We start from the raw sequence: 15,043 nt of genomic DNA, 5'->3' as shown, positions 1-15,043 counted from the left end.
GTCACTGGTCGGTTCGGCCGCGAGCCGTCACGTACCCCACCCTCACGCCTTTCCGACAAACAGAGAACAACTCATGGAAGGTTCACGCCGCATGATCGACGAATTCGCCAAGGACACCCTGCACGGGCGACTGCGGCGAGACCGCGAGGCGCTGCTCTGGAAGCTCGACGGTCTGTCCGCGTACGACGCCCGCCGGCCTCTGACGGCGACCGGGACCAACCTCCTCGGCCTGGTCAAGCACGTGGCCACCGTCGAGGCCAGGTACTTCGGCGAGGTCTTCGGCCGCCCCTCCCCCGAGCCGCTGCCCCGGTGGCAGGACTCCGACGGCAGCGACCAGTGGGCGGCCGAGGACGAGACCCGCGAGCAGATCTTCGGGTTCTACCGGCGCACATGGGAACACGCGGACGCCACGATCGACGCGCTCCCCCTCGACGCCCCCGGCCACGTGCCGTGGTGGCCGGAGCCCTCCCTCCCTACCAACCTGTTCGCCGTCCTGGTCCACGTCCTCGGCGAGACCGTCCGGCACACCGGGCACGCCGACATCCTGCGCGAAGGCGTCGACGGCCGGACCGGGGTGCGCGCCGAACACGAGAAGCCGATCGACGAGCAAGCCCGTGCGGCCCACCGCGCGAAGATCGAGCGGGCCGCCGGAGCTGCCGCACCCCTCAAGGCGTAGAGGTCGCCGGCCCGGACCGCCGCCCGGCGAACGCACCGCGAGGCGGTGGGACGAGCACCTCAGTGCCCGTCCCCCGCCTCGCTCCCCGTCCCGAGTGGATCGGATGGATCGGATGGATCAGATGGTCTGCCAGAGCGCGGGAACGTTCGGCGGCTCCCAGCCCGGGTAGGCGGTGTGGCCCTGGAGGCACCGGTAGCGGACGCCGTTGTAGGTCACGACGTCACCGGCGGCGTAGGTCGCGCCCAGCTGCCAGGTGGTCTCCCCGCCGCCGCCACCGCTCACGGTGAGGGTGTAGGTGGTGGTGTGCGCGACCGAGCCGGTACCGGTGAGGGTCAGGGTGTACGTACCGGCGACCGTGCCGGCCGCGACCTGGACGGTGGCCGTCGAGGACTGCCCCGAGGTCACCGAGGCGGGCGCGAAGGACACCGTCACGCCGGACGGCGCGCCCGACGCGGACAGGGCCACGCTCTGCGCGGAGCCGGTGGTGGTGGCGGTGCGCACGGTCACCGTGGCGGAGGAACCGGGCGCGACGGTACCCGAGACCGGATCGGCGGACACGGAGAAGTCGTTGGCCGGGTTGGACACGTCACCGACGGCGGTCTTCCAGATCGTGTACGCGATGCCGTCGGCGCTGCGGTCCAGGGCGGTGGCGTTGATGTTGGACGTGGTGTCGCAGGACGAGTGGTAGCAGGAGTCGTAGGCACGGCCCGCGGTTCCGCCCCACTTGGCGGCCTCGGCCGCGCTCTTCACCGCGGAGGCACCGGTGGCGTAGCCCGAGGTGGGAACGCCGACCAGCTGGAAGGAGTAGTCGTCCGAGCGGCCCTGGCCCTCGACGTTCTCCTGCGGGGCCAGGCCGAGCGAGGTCCAGTACTCCTTCATCGGCGCGGAGGCGGCGGAGTTCAGGTTGTTGATGAAGTAGCCGCCGTTGAGCGAGGCCACCATGTCGAAGTTGTAGTACGCCTTGATCCGGGAACGCTCGGTGGTCGCGAGCGAGCGGGCGTAGAAGTCGGAGCCGTTCAGGCCCTGCTCCTCGTCGGTCCACCAGGCGAAGCGCACGCGGTTCTTCATGGCGGGGTTCTGCTTGGCCAGGGTCAGCGCCGTCTCCAGGAGCGCGGCGGAGCCGGAGCCGTTGTCGTTGATGCCGGGGCCGGCGGAGACGCCGTCGAGGTGGGCGCCGAACAGGTAGACGCTGTTGGCGTCGCCCTTGGGCCATTCGGCGATCAGGTTGTTGCCCGCGCCGGCGGTGCAGCCCGAGGCGCAGGTCTGCTCGGTGACCGTGAAGCCGGCCGACTCCAGCTTGCCCTTCACGTAGGCGAGCGAGGCGCGGTAACCGGCGGTGGTGGAGCGGCGGTTGCCGCCGTTCTGCCCGGCGATGGTGTTCAGCTGCGCGAGGTGGGCCTGGATCTGGGCCACCTCCACGTCCGGCGGGGTGGTCGGCGTGGTGCCGCCGCCGACGGTCAGGGTGTACGTGACGGTGTGGGTCTTGCCGCCCGCCGCGCCCTGGACCGTGATCGGGTAGGTCCCGGCGGCCGTGCCGGCCGAGGTCGCGATCCGCAGGGTGGAGGCGGCGCCCGAGGTGACGGTGGCCGGGCTGAAGGTGACGCTCACGCCCGAGGGGGCGCCGGAGGCGGTCAGCGAGATCTGCTGGGCGGCACCGGAGACGGTCGACGTGTTGACGGTGGCGGTGGCGGTGGCTCCGGCGTCGACGCTGCCGCCGGCGGGGCTGAGCGCCAGCGAGAAGTCGGTCTGCTGACCGGTGCAGGTCGGGTCACCGGCCTGGGCGGGCACGCTGATGGCGTCCCAGGCGGCCTTCGTCGTGTTGAACAGGCCGCAGGAGGCGTCCAGGTTCTTCGCCGAGGTGAGGGTCGCGGTGCGGTACTGCTTGTAGGTCATGCCGCTGGTCTTGAGCAGCATGCCACCGTAGAAGATCTTGCCGGCGCTCTGGATGCCCACGCCGGTCACCTGCTGGTTGTTGCAGGTGGGGCTGGCGGGCTTGCCGCCGCCGGGGGTGGAGCCCTCGGAGAGCAGATAGAACCAGTGGTTCAGCGGCCCGGCCGCCGCGTGCTCCTCGGTGTTGGGGATCGAGGCCGAGTAGCAGTTGGGGTTGTTGCTGATCAGCTGCGGGTTGTACATGTTGCGGATGGGACCGCGGCCCTGCAGGTTGATCATCTCGCCGACGGTGAAGTCGGGGGTGTCGTACGGGGCCGGCTCGTTCGCGTACGCCTCGGTCAGGGCGCCCATGATGTCGCCGGTCGCCTCGCCCAGGCCGCTCTCGTGGTTGGCGCCGCCGGGGGTGAAGGAGTCCAGGCCGTGGCCGAACTCGTGGGCGACGACGTCGACGCCGGCGATCCACTTGTTCGCGGTGTTGCGGCCGATGGTGACGGTGGAGCCGTCCCAGTAGGCGTTGAGGTCGTTGAGGCCGACCTTCGCCGGCCAGCTGCCGCCGTTGCCGTTGTGCCCGTTGCGGCCCAGCCAGTCGCGGAGCATGTCCGACTGCTTCTGCGCGGCGAACATGACGTCGACGCAGCCGGTCTCCTTGCTGGACGCGCTGCCGGTCCCCCAGTCGTCGGTCGCCTTGGTGAACAGGCCCCCGCTGTAGTCCGAGCACTGCAGACCGGGACGGGTGGTGTCGCGCAGCACGTAGTTGGTGCCCGACCGGGAGGTGTCGATGGTGAGCGGGCTCGGGCCGTTCCACTCGCTGCGGCCGGTGCCGGCGCGCACCTCGTCGTAGCTGTCGACGACCTTGCCGGAGCGGGCGTCCACGAAGACGTGCAGCCGGGTGGGCCGCCGCTCCTTGGTGGTGCCCGCGACCACGGTCTCCCAGGCGAGCGTCTGGACGTCGTTCCTGACCCGCACCACCAGCCGCGGCGCGTCGCTCCCGGTGACCGTGGCGACCCCGGCGCGGCTGGTGCGCTCCGCTCGGCCGGCCTTCACCCGGGCCGTGGTGGGCACCGCGATCGTGGCCTCGGTGGCGGAGCGTACGGCCCGGACCCTGCCCTCGCCGTCCGCGAGGACCACCGCGTCGCCGCCGACCACCGGCAGACCGTGGTACGTGCGCTCGTACGCGACGGAGTACAGGTCCTTGCCGCCCCAGGGGGTGACGTCCCGGCGGTCGTACCGCTCCTCGGGTCCGCCGGCCACGAGCGTGTCCAGGCCGCTGCTCACGGCACGGTCCGCCGCTGCGACGGCTCTGGCGACGGGAGAGGGTCCGGCCGGGGCGGACGCGGGCGCCGCCGCGGCGAGGGAGGCCGGCACCACCACCCCTCCGAGGGTCAGGGCCAGGGACGATATCCCGGCCACCGCGGTCTTTCTGAGCATCGTGGCTCCTTGTGAGAGAGGTGGGGGCTCCGCCGAGCCGGCCCGGCTCCGGGCACACCGGATCCGGGCCGGCTCGCGAGTCGCGACGACACACCCGTCGACGGTGACCGTTGCGTGTCACATCGCGGGCGGCTGAACCCTCACACCGCCCCGCCCCGGGGTCAACGGCCCCACGACCACCGACCGATGCAGGCAAAATCCGGCAAGTGCCCGAAAGTCGGGGCGACTTGTCCGCCCGCCGACCGGAACCGCTCCCGATACGCCCTGACTTCGGGTATGTCGTGCCACTGCCCGGTGAGCCGGCCGTGCAGCCCGCGCAGCTCGGCGCCGATCATGAATTCGCGGGAGCTCACGGCGTCCCCGAGCACCTCGCAGGCCAGCGCCGCGGCGGCCGCCGGGTCGCCGGCGCAGGCCCAGCTGTCGGCCAGGCGCAGCGTGAGCAGCAGCCGGGTGGTACGCATCTGCGGCGGAACCCCGGCGCACGACCGCGCGGTGGCCGTGACCGCCCGCCGGGCCGCGGACCGGTCGCCGGTGGCGACGGCCAGATCGCGCAGGGCACCGCCGATCGCGGAGTCCATCCGCATCTCGCCCTCGGCCCCCGCCATCCACGGCGCCTCCAGCAGGTCGCGGCGGTCCAGACGGGCGAACTTGCGCCGGGCCAGGGCGATATGGCGCCGGCACTCGGCCGTGTCCCCGGCGAGCGCGTACCCGCGGGCCTGGTAGAGGCCGGACAGCGCGGCCATCCAGCGCCGGCCGGTGTCCACCGCGCCGACGCCCGCCGCGTAGGTGAGCATCGAGCCGACATCCCCGTCGAGCTGGACCAGGGTGCACATGTCACTGAGCAGCGTGGCCCGCGCCGGGGCGTCCCGTACCGCGTCGGCACAGTGCAGCCCGTGGCCGAACCGGGCCATGGCGACGGCGCTCTGCCCGCGGTCCATCCGCAGCCGCCCGGCGACCTGGGCGTACTGGGCCGCCAGCCGGAGCTGTCCGTACGGCAGCCGCCCGGTGGCGTTGACGGCCTCGGCCCACCGGACGAGAGCCCGCAGCAGCCCGTCGACGACGGCCACCCGGTGATCGTCGGGCGGCTGCCGGAACCCCTCGCGGATCAGACAGGCCAGCAGGGCGGTGAGACCGTGCAGCAGATCCGGCTCGGCGCCCGCCGTGCCCCGCGACAGGGAGTCGGCGGTGACAGCCGACGGGCCGCCCAGCAGCTCCGACAACTCCGCCCGGTCGGGCACCGCGCAGCCCTCGGTCCCGTGCAGCGGGCAGGCCAGCCCCTCTGCGGGCAGCCGCGCGGGCCACAGCAGGGGGTCGGGGGCGCCGAAGCCGTCGACGCCGTCGGCACCCGGCAGCGGTGCGAACAGCACGGGGTCGGCCAGGAAGTGGACGGGACCGCGCGGCACGTCGCGCGGCTCGGCGAGCACCGCGGCCAGTTCGCCACCGGTCTCCAGGACCGAGTCGAGGCGGCGTACCAGGCCGAGGGGAGGTTCGCGCAGACCTGCCTCCAGCTTGCTGATCACCGAGTGGTGGTAGCCCACCAATAGGCCGAGCTGCAGCTGGGTGAGTCCGGCGGCCCTGCGCCGGGAACGCAGCCGCCGTCCGAACTCCCCCCATGCCGCCCCGCCCGCGCGCGCCGACGCTCCGGTCATGTCCCCTCCCCTGTCGGCCCCGCTCCCCGGAGCCGTGCTCCCGAGCTTCGTAGCCTTCCGCCAGGGGCGGCACAAGATACGGCGGTGGCATGGCGGCCATCACGCCCAGGTGATGGGGTGCCGTACGCGGGACAGGGCGTGGGTATCGCGGCACGCGGCCGCGTCGCCGAATCGGCTCTGCCGCCGACCGTGGACGGCGCGACCGCGCGGCGGCGAACCGGCGTCGGTCGCCTCCTCACGAGCGTGGCTCCCGGCCCTTGGACGCACTGACAGTGATCACATGTGGCCGCGATCCGTGCGTCGCGCGGTTCGCCCGGTGCCGCCGCACCGGTGTGCACGGTCGTCGAGGTGAGGTCCACCAGCCAGCGGTCGTCCGCGCCGGTCGCACGTCGCTATGATGCGGTACATACCGGCCCCGAACAGTTCGCGTCGCGCTCTCTCACGCCTCCCCGGGCACTCGCCGCCGGCCGGTGTGACGAGTCGAGGCAGGTCAGGAACCGCGCGTGACGCGACGCCTCCCCTCGCCGAGCCGAAGCAATTCGTGTCTCATACACCGACCCTGGCCGAATGAGCCCCTGGTCCGTGCCGAACGGGGACGAAAGCATCCACGGTGTCGGTAGAACGCTACGAGACAGGGATGTCCCATGTTTGCTCGTACCTCACGCGTCGCCATCGCAGCGGCAGCCACCGTCCTCGCCCTGGGTGCCGCCACCACCACCGCGAACGCCGCTCCCGCCGCCCCGAAGAACTGCGTGCTCAACGTCGATTCGGGCAGCGTGCAGTGCTTCGGCACCTTCCGCGAGGCCATCGCTTCCTCCACCAACGGCCGCGTCACCGACGCGCCGCTGTCGGGGAAGCACATCGACCAGAGGCTGGCCGACCGTCTCACGCGCTCGTCGTCCACCAAGGGGGCGCAAGCCGTGCAGCTCGGCGTCGTCTACACGGACTCCAACTACGGCGGCTCCACCCTCGTCATCAGCGGCGAGAGGGGCTGCCTGAGCGGCAACGGCCGAGACGCCCAGATCAACCTCGACGGCACCTTCAACAACTCCGTCAGTTCGCTGACCACACTGTCCTGCTGGCTGGAGCTGTGGGACGCCCCCGACACCTCCGGCATCCACCAGGAGTACCAGCAGTCGACCTCGTACGTCGGGGACGCGATGAACGACCGGGCGAGCTCGATCGCCCTGCTGTAACCACTGCCGTACGGCGGCAGGCACCTTGCCGTAGAGAGCCGGCCCGGGAACCTCTTCTCCACGACGAGGGTCCCGGGCCGGCGCCTGTTCACGGCGGTGGACGCCGCTTGCACGCCGTCGGCTGGCATAGCTGGTCAGCGATTGCCGTCGTTCCAGACACAGACGCCCGTGGTGCCCGCGCCGTACCAGCCCACCACTGAGCGTCACCGATCCCTGAGCCGAAGAACAGTCCCCTGTACCGAGGCCGCCCGCACCCCTTGCGGTCGTACAGGAACGCGCTCCGGGAGTCCGCACGCTCGGTAGCGTGGGGGGTCCATGTGTCCGGTTGGCCCGTCCGACGGCGTCCGGCAGAGAGTGATGAGGCTGCAATGACTGAACCGACGAAGCCCACGGTCGACGTTCCGGAGGGTGCCCCTCCCGCTGAGCTGACCATCCGGGACCTGGTCGTCGGGGACGGGGCCGAGGTGAAGCCGGGGATGGTCGTCAAGGTTCACTACGTCGGGGTGACCTTCGCGTCCGGGAAGGAGTTCGATGCCTCCTGGGGACGGGGCGAGCCGTTCAAGTTCGCTCTGGGCGGCGGCAAGGCGATCAAGGGCATGGACCGCGGGGTGAGGGGCATGAAGGTCGGCGGCCGGCGGGAGATCGTCATTCCTCCGCGTCTCGGCTACGGCAAGCAGTCGCCCTCGTCGCTGATCCCGGCCAACTCGACCCTCGTCTTCGTGGTGGACCTGGTCGACGCCTATTCCAGCACCACCGGGTGGAGCAGCGCACAGTGAGCGTTCGTCGGTTCGTGCCGCACGACGGGTCACGCCCGGCCTGATGGCCGGGTCGCCTCCTGGCCGGCCTCGGCCCGGGTGGACCGCCCGAAGCGGGCGGTCCACCCGGCGCGCTCAGCAGATCCGTGGCAGCTGCTCGCCGAGCGGCATGTCCACCACCCGGGTTCCGCCGAGGCCGGTACGGGCGACGACCATGCCCGGATGCTCCGCCACCGTCTCCCCGATGACGGCCGCACCCGCACCGAGCGGGTGCGCGCGCATGGCGGCCAGCACCTCTTCGGCCCGCTCGCGCGGGACGAAGGCCACCAGCTTGCCCTCGTTCGCCACGTACATCGGGTCGAGGCCGAGGATCGCACAGGCGTTGGCCACGGCGTCGGGGACGGGCACGGCACGCTCCTGGAGGACCACGCCGGTGCCCGAGGCCGTCGCGATCTCGTTGAGCGAGGCGGCCAGGCCGCCTCGGGTGGGGTCGCGCAGCACGTGCAGATCCGTCGTCACCGCGAGCATCGCCTCGACGAGACCGTTCAGTGCCGCGCAGTCGCTCTCGATCTCGACGCCGAACTCCAGCCCCTCCCGCACGCTCATGATGGCGACGCCATGGACGCCGATGGGCCCGCTGACGATCACCACGTCGCCGGGGACCACGCGCTGCGGGCGGAGATCCACGCCGTCCGGGATCAGTCCGATCCCGGACGTGTTCACGTAGACGCCGTCCCCGTGGCCGGCCTCCACGACCTTGGTGTCGCCGGTGACCACGTGGACGCCGGCGGTGCGCGCCGCCGCTCCCAGGGTGTCGGCCACCCGGGTCACGACGTCGATCGGGACGCCTTCTTCGAGGATGAATCCGCAGGAGAGGTAGACCGCTTGGGCCCCGCTCATCGCGAGGTCGTTCACGGTTCCGTTGACGGCCAGGTCGCCGATGCTGCCGCCGGGGAAGAAGAGCGGGCGCACCACGAAGGAATCGGTGGAGAAGGCCAGCCGGGCGCCGCCGAGTTCGAGCGCGGCCGCGTCCGTGGTCGACGAGAGTTCCGGGCCGCCGAAGGCGGGGGCGAAGACCTGCTCGACCAGTTCGGCGGACAGGGCACCACCGCCGCCGTGCCCCATCACCACCCGCGACTGGTCCCGCAGCGGTGCCGGACAGGTCCAGGCGAGCATGTCCGGGGCCGGGCCCGCAGCCTGGTCCGACATGGCGCGGCCGGTCGTGGCGGTCACCGTGCCGGCGGCAACGCCCGCGGTCGTGGTCGTGTCAGACAACGGAACTTCCTTCCAGGGGCGGGACGTTCGCGGACGCGTCCGCCGGGAACGGTGCACTCGGTGCGCCCGGTGCGCTCGACGCCTGGCCTTGCCGTCTCGCGGAGCCGAGGTCGAGCCTCCGGTAGAGGTAGTAGGCGGCGCAGGCCCCCTCGCTGGAGACCATCGTGGCGCCCAGCGGGGAGCGGGGCGTGCACAGCGTGCCGAACGCCTCGCACTCGTGGGGCTTGAGCAGTCCCTGCAGGACCTCTCCGCTGCGGCAGGCGGCCGGCTCGCGGGTGTCGATGCCCTCGACGGAGAACCGGATCTCGGCGTCGTGGTCCCGGTACCGCTCCGAGAGCCGCCAGCCGCTGTCCGGGATGACGCCGATACCGCGCCACGCGCGGTCGGTGACCTCGAAGACCTCGTCGAGCATGGCCTTGGCGGCCGGGTTGCCCTCGGCCCGTACGGCGCGGGGGTAGGCGTTGTCGACGGCGTGCTCCCCCCGCTCCAGCTGGAGCACGGTCCTCCGTACGCCTTCGAGGATGTCCAGCGGCTCGAACCCCGTGACCACGATCGGCACCCGGTACCGTGCGGCCAGTTCGGGGTACTCGGCGGTGCCCATCACGCTGCAGACGTGGCCCGCGGCGAGGAAGCCCTGGACGCGGCACTCCGGGGACCGCATGATCGCCTCGATCGCGGGCGGCACGCGGACATGGGAGACCAGCAGGCTGAAGTTGCGGATGCCCCGCTTGCGTGCCTGATGGACCGTCATCGCGTTGGGCGGGGCGGTGGTCTCGAAGCCGATGCCGAAGAACACGACCTCGCGCTCCGGGTTCTGTTCGGCGATCCGCAGCGCGTCGAGCGGCGAGTAGACGACCCGGACGTCACCGCCCTGGCCGCGCACCTGGAAGAGGTCGCGGCCCGTTCCGGGGACCCTCAGCATGTCCCCGAACGAGCAGAAGATCACGCCGGGGCGCGAGGCGATCTCCAGCGCCTTGTCGATGACCTCCAGGGGTGTCACGCACACCGGACAGCCCGGACCGTGAATCAACTCCACCTGCTTCGGTAGGAGTTGGTCGATGCCGTGCCGGATGATGCTGTGGGTCTGGCCGCCGCAGACCTCCATCAGCGCCCAGGGCCGGGTCACCGTCGCGTGGATCTCGTCGAGCAACCGCCGGGCGAGCCCGGGGTCCTGGAACTCGTCGATGTACTTCACCGGTGCCCCTCTCCCACGACGTCCTCGTGTACGAGCCGCTCGCCTTCCGCCACTCCGCCTGCCGTGATCTCGCTCGCCGTCATTCCGCTCGCCGTCATCCCGTCGGCCGCCTCCCACGGGTCGCCGAACTCCTCCTGGAGCATGCCGAGATCCTCGAAGAGCTCCAAGGTCCTCCTGGCCGACTCCTCGTCCAGCCGCTGCAGGGCGAATCCGACGTGGACGATGGCGTACTCACCGACCTCCAGGTCCGGCAGGTACTCCAGACAGACCTCCTTGACCACGCCGCCGAAATCGACGGTGGCCATCCGGGTGCCGCCCCGGTCCTCGATGTCCAGCACTCTCCCAGGGACCGCCAAACACACGTGTGTCTCCTCACTGTCGCTGCCGCTGTCGTTCTGGCTGCCGCTTGCGCTGGCGTGGCTACGCGCCGGAGTCCGGCCCCCCGTCCCCTCCCCGGGCCTGGACCCGCTCCTCGGTCACCCGTCCGGCCACGACCAGCTGGCCGAGGGCCAGTCCGCCGTCGTTCGGCGGGACCAGCCGGTGCCGGAGGACGGTGAAGCCGTCCTCGCCCAGCGCACGCGCACAGGCCGAGGACAGGACCGCGTTGGCGAACACTCCCCCGGTCAACGCCACGGTGTGCACGTCCAGTTCGCCGCGCGCGGCGACGCAGACCCGGTGCACCAGACGCGCCACGGCGTGGTGGAACCGGGCCGCGACGAGGGCGCTCGGTGTGCCGGCGCGCACATCGCCGGCCACCGCCGTCAGCAGGGGCGCGGGGTCGGCACCGAGCGGATCTCCGGGCCGCGGCGCCACCAGCCGGAAGGCGTACCGCGCGTCCTCCTCCGCCTCCGGCGCGCGCAGGGCCGCCGCCTCCAACTCGACGGCCGCCTGCGCCTCGTATCCGACGACATGCCGGATCCCGGCGAGGGAGGCGACGGCGTCGAAGAGGCGGCCCATGCTGGAGGTCGGGACACAGTTCAGGCGGCGAGCCAACTGCCGTTGGATCACCCGCAGTTCAGCGGGCGGGCACCAGGCCACGGGCGGCAGAGCGGGGTCGGCCGGGATGCCCGCCGCATGCAGGTGCGCGAGGGCCATGCGGTACGGCCGCCGTACGGCCGCGTCCCCGCCGGGAAGCGGGACGTAGGCCAGGTGCGCGAACCGGGTGAAGCCCGCGTAGTCGGCGAGCAGGAACTCGCCGCCCCACACCGCGCCGTCGAGACCGTAGCCGGTGCCGTCGAAGGCGACGCCGAGGACGGGGCTGCTGCCGTCGAGACCGTTCTCGGCCATGGCGGCGGCGATGTGCGCGTGGTGGTGCTGGACGGGGACGACCGGGCGCCCCGCCGCGTGCCGGGCGGCCCAGCGGGTGGACCGGTACGCGGGATGGCGGTCCACCGCCAGCAGACCGGGCTCCACGCCCGTGACGGACTCCAACTGCCTCTCGGCCGAGGCGAGGGCCTGTTGCGTCGCCAGGCTGTCCAGATCGCCGATGTGCGCGGACAGCCATGCCTTGCGGCCCCGGCCGAGACAGCAGACGTTCTTCAGGTCGCCACCGACGGCGAGCGCGGGGACGACCTCGACCGGCAGGGTGACCGGCAGCGGAGCGTAGCCGCGCGAGCGGCGAAGGACGAGCGGTTCGCCGTCGCAGACCCGTACGACCGAGTCGTCGCAGGGGACATGGATCGGGCGGTCGTGCAGCAGCCAGGCGTCCGCCAGTCCCGCGAGCCTGGTCAGCGCGTCCGTGTCGTCGGTGACGATGGGTTCGCCGGACAGGTTCCCGCTGGTCATGACCAGGAGCCGGGGGCCTGGCGGGCGTTCGGCGGCGCCGAGGCCGAGGAGCAGGTGGTGCAGCGGGGTGTACGGGAGCATGACGCCGAGGTCCGGACTGCCGGGAGCCACCCCGGGCGCCGGGACGATTCCGGAGCGGGGCGGGGTGGCGCGACGCCGCAGGAGGACGACGGGCCGGACGCGTCCGGTGAGGAGTTCACGCTCGGCGGGGCCGAGGTGCACCAGGGGCTCGACGTCCGCGAGGTCCGACGCCATCAGGGCGAACGGTTTGTCCCCGCGTGCCTTGCGCCGGCGCAGTTCGGCCACCGCCGAGGAGTTCGTGGCGTCACAGGCCAGGTGGTATCCGCCCAGGCCCTTGACGGCGAGGATCGCGCCGGCCGCGAGCATCCGCCGGGCGGCGGTCACGGGATCGCCGGCCGGATAAGCGGCAGGGCCGGTCACCGGGCCGGCCGCGAGGCCCGGCACCGGGTCGGTGCCCGCGTACGCCGCAGAGGGCGAACCGTCTCGTCCGACGACCAAGCGCAGCCGGGGGCCGCACTTCGGGCAGGCCACGGGCTGCGCGTGGAACCGCCGGTCCGTCGGGTCCTCGTACTCCCGCGCGCAGTCCGGGCACAGCGGGAAGCCGGCCATGGTCGTGTGGGCGCGGTCGTAGGGCAGGCCGGTCACGATGGTGAACCGGGGTCCGCAGTGCGTGCAAGTGAGGAAGGGGTGCAGATGTCTGCGGTCGGCCGGGTCCGCGAGTTCCCCGAGGCAGTCGTCGCAGGTGGCCGTGTCCGGCGGGACAAGGGTCCGGACCTCGCCGCCCGCGCGTGAGGGAACGATGGCGAACCCGCTGCCGCCGCTCGCGGTCACACTCGTCGTCTCGACGGCCTCCACCCGGGCCAGGGGCGGTGCCTCGGGTGCGATACGGGCGCGGAACGCCGCCACGTCCGCGGGGTCCCCCTCGACCTCGGCCACCACACCTTCGGCGGTGTTCGTGACGTGGCCGGACAGGCCCAGACCGGTGGCGAGGGCGTGGACGTACGGGCGGAAGCCCACGCCCTGGACGACCCCGCGTACGACGACACGTTCACGGACACGTTCGCGGACACGCTCGTACGGGGCAGCCGTCGGGGGCGCGGCGGTCGTCGGGGATACGGTGCCCGGTCGCCCCGCGGTCACGCGCCGGCCTGGGCCATCACGGGGGTGTGGACGCCGGCGCCCTCCGCCGCCGCCAGCGCCCGGTCGAGCAGCGTCCCGGCGCCGCGGCCGTCCCGGGCGGAGGTGAGCAGGACCTCGACGCCGGGGTTGACCTGTTCCACGTTCCGGCGGAAGGCGGCCTCGTCGAACTCCGCGGCCACGGCGAGGTCGGTCTTGGTGACGACCACCAGTTGGGCGAGGCCGAAGGCGGTCGGATACTTCAGGGGCTTGTCCTCGCCTTCGGTGACCGAGGCGAGGACGACCCGGAGGGATTCCCCGAGGTCGTAGCCGGCGGGGCAGACGAGATTGCCGACGTTCTCCACGAACAGCAGCCGGGTCGCCTCGGGCAGCCAGTCGTGCAGATGCCGGGCGACCATGTCGGCCTCCAGGTGGCACAGGCCGTCTGTGTGCACCTGCTTGACGGGGACGCCCGCCCGGGCCAGGCGTTCGGCGTCGTTCTCGGTGGCCAGGTCCGCGGTGAGCGCGGCCGTGCCGACGCCCCGCTCGGCGGCCAGTCGCAGGGTGCGCTCCAGCAGGGCGGTCTTCCCGCTGCCGGGGCTGGAGAGCAGATTGACCACCGTCGTACCGCGCGCGGTCAGTTCGGCGCGCAGGATGCCCGCGGCGGCATCGTTCCGGGCGAGGACCGCCCGCTGGAGGTCGACTACTCGGCACATGGGCGCCTCTTCTCGGTGAGGGGTTCGTCGCGTGGGGCGCGGGTCGGGGCGGTGGCGGCCGCCATGGGGCCGGCGGGGTCGGTCCAGCGGACCTCCCGGATGCGCAGTTCGCGTCCGGAGACGAGCTCGACGGCGGCTCCCCCGCAGCCGGGGCAGAGCAGCCGGGGCGGCATGCCGACCGGCCAGACCCGGGAGCAGGGTGCGCAGCGTGCGGTACCCGGGACCGTCCGCGTGGTCAGCTCGGCGCCCTCCACGACCGTTCCGGCGCAGGCGAGTCCGAAGCAGAAGTGGAGCGAGTCGGCGACGATGCCGGCCAGCTCGCCCACCTCCAGCCGGACGCTGTCGACGCCCTCGGCCCCGCGGGACCGGGCGGCTGTCTCGATCTGGTCGACGACGGCCAGGGCGACGGACATCTCGTGCATCGCTCTCCGTCCCAAGCTCGGTGGACTGGTGCGCGGGGTGCGGCTGGTGCGCGGAGCGGGCCGGTTCGTGGGGTGGGCCGCGGTCTCCGGGCCGCCATTACAGATCGGGCGGGACGGGGGCGCCGTCCGGCTCGCCGGGAGAGCGCGAGGGTGTCGTCCGTTCGGTGCAGTCGAACGGCGCGCGGTCTCCTCGCGGCTCCCGGCGGCGGGTCACATCCTTCTCATGCGCAGGTAGCGCTGGACGTCCGGGAGGACGGCCTTGCCGACGACCGCGGCGGCCAGGGCGAGGGCGCCGAGGACGCCGAGGACGCCGACGGCGCTCTTCTTCTTGTGGCAGGTGCACGTGCTCATGGGGATCTCCGTATCGCACTCGGGCCGGGCTTCATACGCCGGCTTCCTGGCCGACCAGTTCGGTCACCACGCGCACCGCCTCGGGCACCGCGGCGGCGACCTCCGCGCTGAGTTCCCCGCCTTCGTCGAGGCAGGCCGGCTCGCAGCCGACGACGAGGATCCTGCGGGGCGGCGTACCGCCGGCCCCCGCGCACAGGGTGTCCAGCAGGGCGAGGACGGCGTCGGGTGTCATCCGGTGGCCGTCGAGTGCCGCGGCGGGCGGGGCGGTGAGCCGTTCGTCCGGCGCCGTGGCGTCGATCAGGTAGAGCGTCCCCGGCGGGCCGCCCCGCGCGGTGGCGTCGACGAGGACGCAGGTGTCCCAGCCGTCGAGGAGCTTGTACGCGAGGTGGACGCCGCGGATCCCGACATCGGCCACCTCGACGTGGGGCGGCAGGCGCCGGGCGGCGAGCCGGCGTACGGTCTCGACGCCGAAGCCGTCGTCGCCGAGGAAGATGTTGCCGACGCCCGCCACGAGTGTGCGGGGGGCGGGACGCGGCTCGTCCCGGGCCTCGGGGTCGAGGCCGGTACC

At 72.7% G+C, this 15,043-nt stretch carries 13 protein-coding genes; 3 read left to right on the top strand and 10 right to left on the bottom strand.

Going from position 1 to position 15,043, the window contains the following annotated elements:
* Positions 1 to 91 precede the first annotated feature (91 nt).
* Positions 92 to 676 (top strand): DinB family protein, encoded by a 585-nt coding sequence (locus tag ABZ693_RS18220; protein ID WP_359877945.1) that lies wholly within the window; start codon positions 92 to 94, stop codon positions 674 to 676.
* Positions 677 to 793: 117 nt separating this feature from the next.
* Here ABZ693_RS18220 and ABZ693_RS18215 read toward each other — a convergent pair whose 3' ends face one another.
* Both ABZ693_RS18215 and ABZ693_RS18210 read right to left on the bottom strand, forming a co-directional pair.
* Positions 794 to 3,994 (bottom strand): M20/M25/M40 family metallo-hydrolase, encoded by a 3,201-nt coding sequence (locus tag ABZ693_RS18215; RefSeq protein WP_359877943.1) that lies wholly within the window; start codon positions 3,992 to 3,994, stop codon positions 794 to 796.
* 161 nt (positions 3,995 to 4,155) lie between these two features.
* Positions 4,156 to 5,643: an NsdA family TPR-like regulatory protein gene (locus tag ABZ693_RS18210; protein WP_359877941.1), complete on the bottom strand. Its 1,488-nt coding sequence runs from the start codon at positions 5,641 to 5,643 to the stop codon at positions 4,156 to 4,158.
* 644 nt (positions 5,644 to 6,287) lie between these two features.
* Here ABZ693_RS18210 and ABZ693_RS18205 point away from each other — a divergent pair.
* Complete coding sequence (locus ABZ693_RS18205) at positions 6,288 to 6,839, top strand: hypothetical protein (RefSeq protein WP_359877938.1); 552 nt, start codon at positions 6,288 to 6,290, stop codon at positions 6,837 to 6,839.
* Between the two features lie 368 nt (positions 6,840 to 7,207).
* The gene (locus ABZ693_RS18200) at positions 7,208 to 7,615 is read left to right on the top strand and encodes an FKBP-type peptidyl-prolyl cis-trans isomerase (protein WP_359877936.1); all 408 of its coding nucleotides are present in this window, start codon (positions 7,208 to 7,210) and stop codon (positions 7,613 to 7,615) included.
* 114 nt (positions 7,616 to 7,729) lie between these two features.
* Here ABZ693_RS18200 and hypE read toward each other — a convergent pair whose 3' ends face one another.
* From hypE to ABZ693_RS18160, 8 genes are all read right to left on the bottom strand, one after another.
* Complete coding sequence (gene hypE / locus ABZ693_RS18195) at positions 7,730 to 8,803, bottom strand: hydrogenase expression/formation protein HypE (RefSeq protein WP_359878042.1); 1,074 nt, start codon at positions 8,801 to 8,803, stop codon at positions 7,730 to 7,732.
* A gap of 58 nt (positions 8,804 to 8,861) precedes the next feature.
* Entirely contained in the window at positions 8,862 to 10,064 is a 1,203-nt protein-coding gene (gene hypD, locus ABZ693_RS18190) for a hydrogenase formation protein HypD (protein ID WP_359877935.1), read from the bottom strand.
* Complete coding sequence (locus ABZ693_RS18185; RefSeq protein WP_359877932.1) at positions 10,061 to 10,426, bottom strand: HypC/HybG/HupF family hydrogenase formation chaperone; 366 nt, start codon at positions 10,424 to 10,426, stop codon at positions 10,061 to 10,063. The genes hypD and ABZ693_RS18185 overlap by 4 nt, the downstream gene beginning before the upstream one ends.
* Before the next feature lie 58 nt (positions 10,427 to 10,484).
* Complete coding sequence (hypF, locus tag ABZ693_RS18180; protein WP_359877930.1) at positions 10,485 to 13,010, bottom strand: carbamoyltransferase HypF; 2,526 nt, start codon at positions 13,008 to 13,010, stop codon at positions 10,485 to 10,487.
* Positions 13,007 to 13,702: a hydrogenase nickel incorporation protein HypB gene (hypB, locus tag ABZ693_RS18175; protein WP_359877928.1), complete on the bottom strand. Its 696-nt coding sequence runs from the start codon at positions 13,700 to 13,702 to the stop codon at positions 13,007 to 13,009. The genes hypF and hypB overlap by 4 nt, the downstream gene beginning before the upstream one ends.
* Positions 13,690 to 14,124 (bottom strand): hydrogenase maturation nickel metallochaperone HypA/HybF, encoded by a 435-nt coding sequence (locus tag ABZ693_RS18170; protein WP_359877925.1) that lies wholly within the window; start codon positions 14,122 to 14,124, stop codon positions 13,690 to 13,692. The genes hypB and ABZ693_RS18170 overlap by 13 nt, the downstream gene beginning before the upstream one ends.
* A gap of 210 nt (positions 14,125 to 14,334) precedes the next feature.
* A complete protein-coding gene (locus ABZ693_RS18165) occupies positions 14,335 to 14,475 on the bottom strand; it encodes a DUF6893 family small protein (RefSeq protein ID WP_359877922.1) in 141 nt (46 codons plus the stop codon).
* Between the two features lie 31 nt (positions 14,476 to 14,506).
* Entirely contained in the window at positions 14,507 to 14,986 is a 480-nt protein-coding gene (locus ABZ693_RS18160; RefSeq protein ID WP_359878039.1) for a hydrogenase maturation protease, read from the bottom strand.
* Positions 14,987 to 15,043: the final 57 nt, after the last annotated feature.

It is taken from the genome of Streptomyces laurentii (assembly GCF_040635425.1).
In the GTDB taxonomy this organism is placed as follows: domain Bacteria; phylum Actinomycetota; class Actinomycetes; order Streptomycetales; family Streptomycetaceae; genus Streptomyces; species Streptomyces laurentii.
The sequence above is the reverse complement of the archived record's forward strand: the minus strand, read 5'-3'. Positions and strand labels throughout refer to the sequence as shown.

Bases quoted from the DNA above. Each gene is read 5' to 3' on its own strand.
- ABZ693_RS18220 (WP_359877945.1), top strand. From the start codon at position 92: ATGATCGACGAATTCGCCAAGGACACCCTGCACGGGCGACTGCGGCGA.
- ABZ693_RS18215 (WP_359877943.1), bottom strand. From the start codon at position 3,994: ATGCTCAGAAAGACCGCGGTGGCCGGGATATCGTCCCTGGCCCTGACC.
- ABZ693_RS18210 (WP_359877941.1), bottom strand. From the start codon at position 5,643: ATGACCGGAGCGTCGGCGCGCGCGGGCGGGGCGGCATGGGGGGAGTTC.
- ABZ693_RS18205 (WP_359877938.1), top strand. From the start codon at position 6,288: ATGTTTGCTCGTACCTCACGCGTCGCCATCGCAGCGGCAGCCACCGTC.
- ABZ693_RS18200 (WP_359877936.1), top strand. From the start codon at position 7,208: ATGACTGAACCGACGAAGCCCACGGTCGACGTTCCGGAGGGTGCCCCT.
- hypE (WP_359878042.1), bottom strand. From the start codon at position 8,803: ATGTCGGACCAGGCTGCGGGCCCGGCCCCGGACATGCTCGCCTGGACC.
- hypB (WP_359877928.1), bottom strand. From the start codon at position 13,702: ATGTGCCGAGTAGTCGACCTCCAGCGGGCGGTCCTCGCCCGGAACGAT.
- ABZ693_RS18170 (WP_359877925.1), bottom strand. From the start codon at position 14,124: ATGCACGAGATGTCCGTCGCCCTGGCCGTCGTCGACCAGATCGAGACA.
- ABZ693_RS18165 (WP_359877922.1), bottom strand. From the start codon at position 14,475: ATGAGCACGTGCACCTGCCACAAGAAGAAGAGCGCCGTCGGCGTCCTC.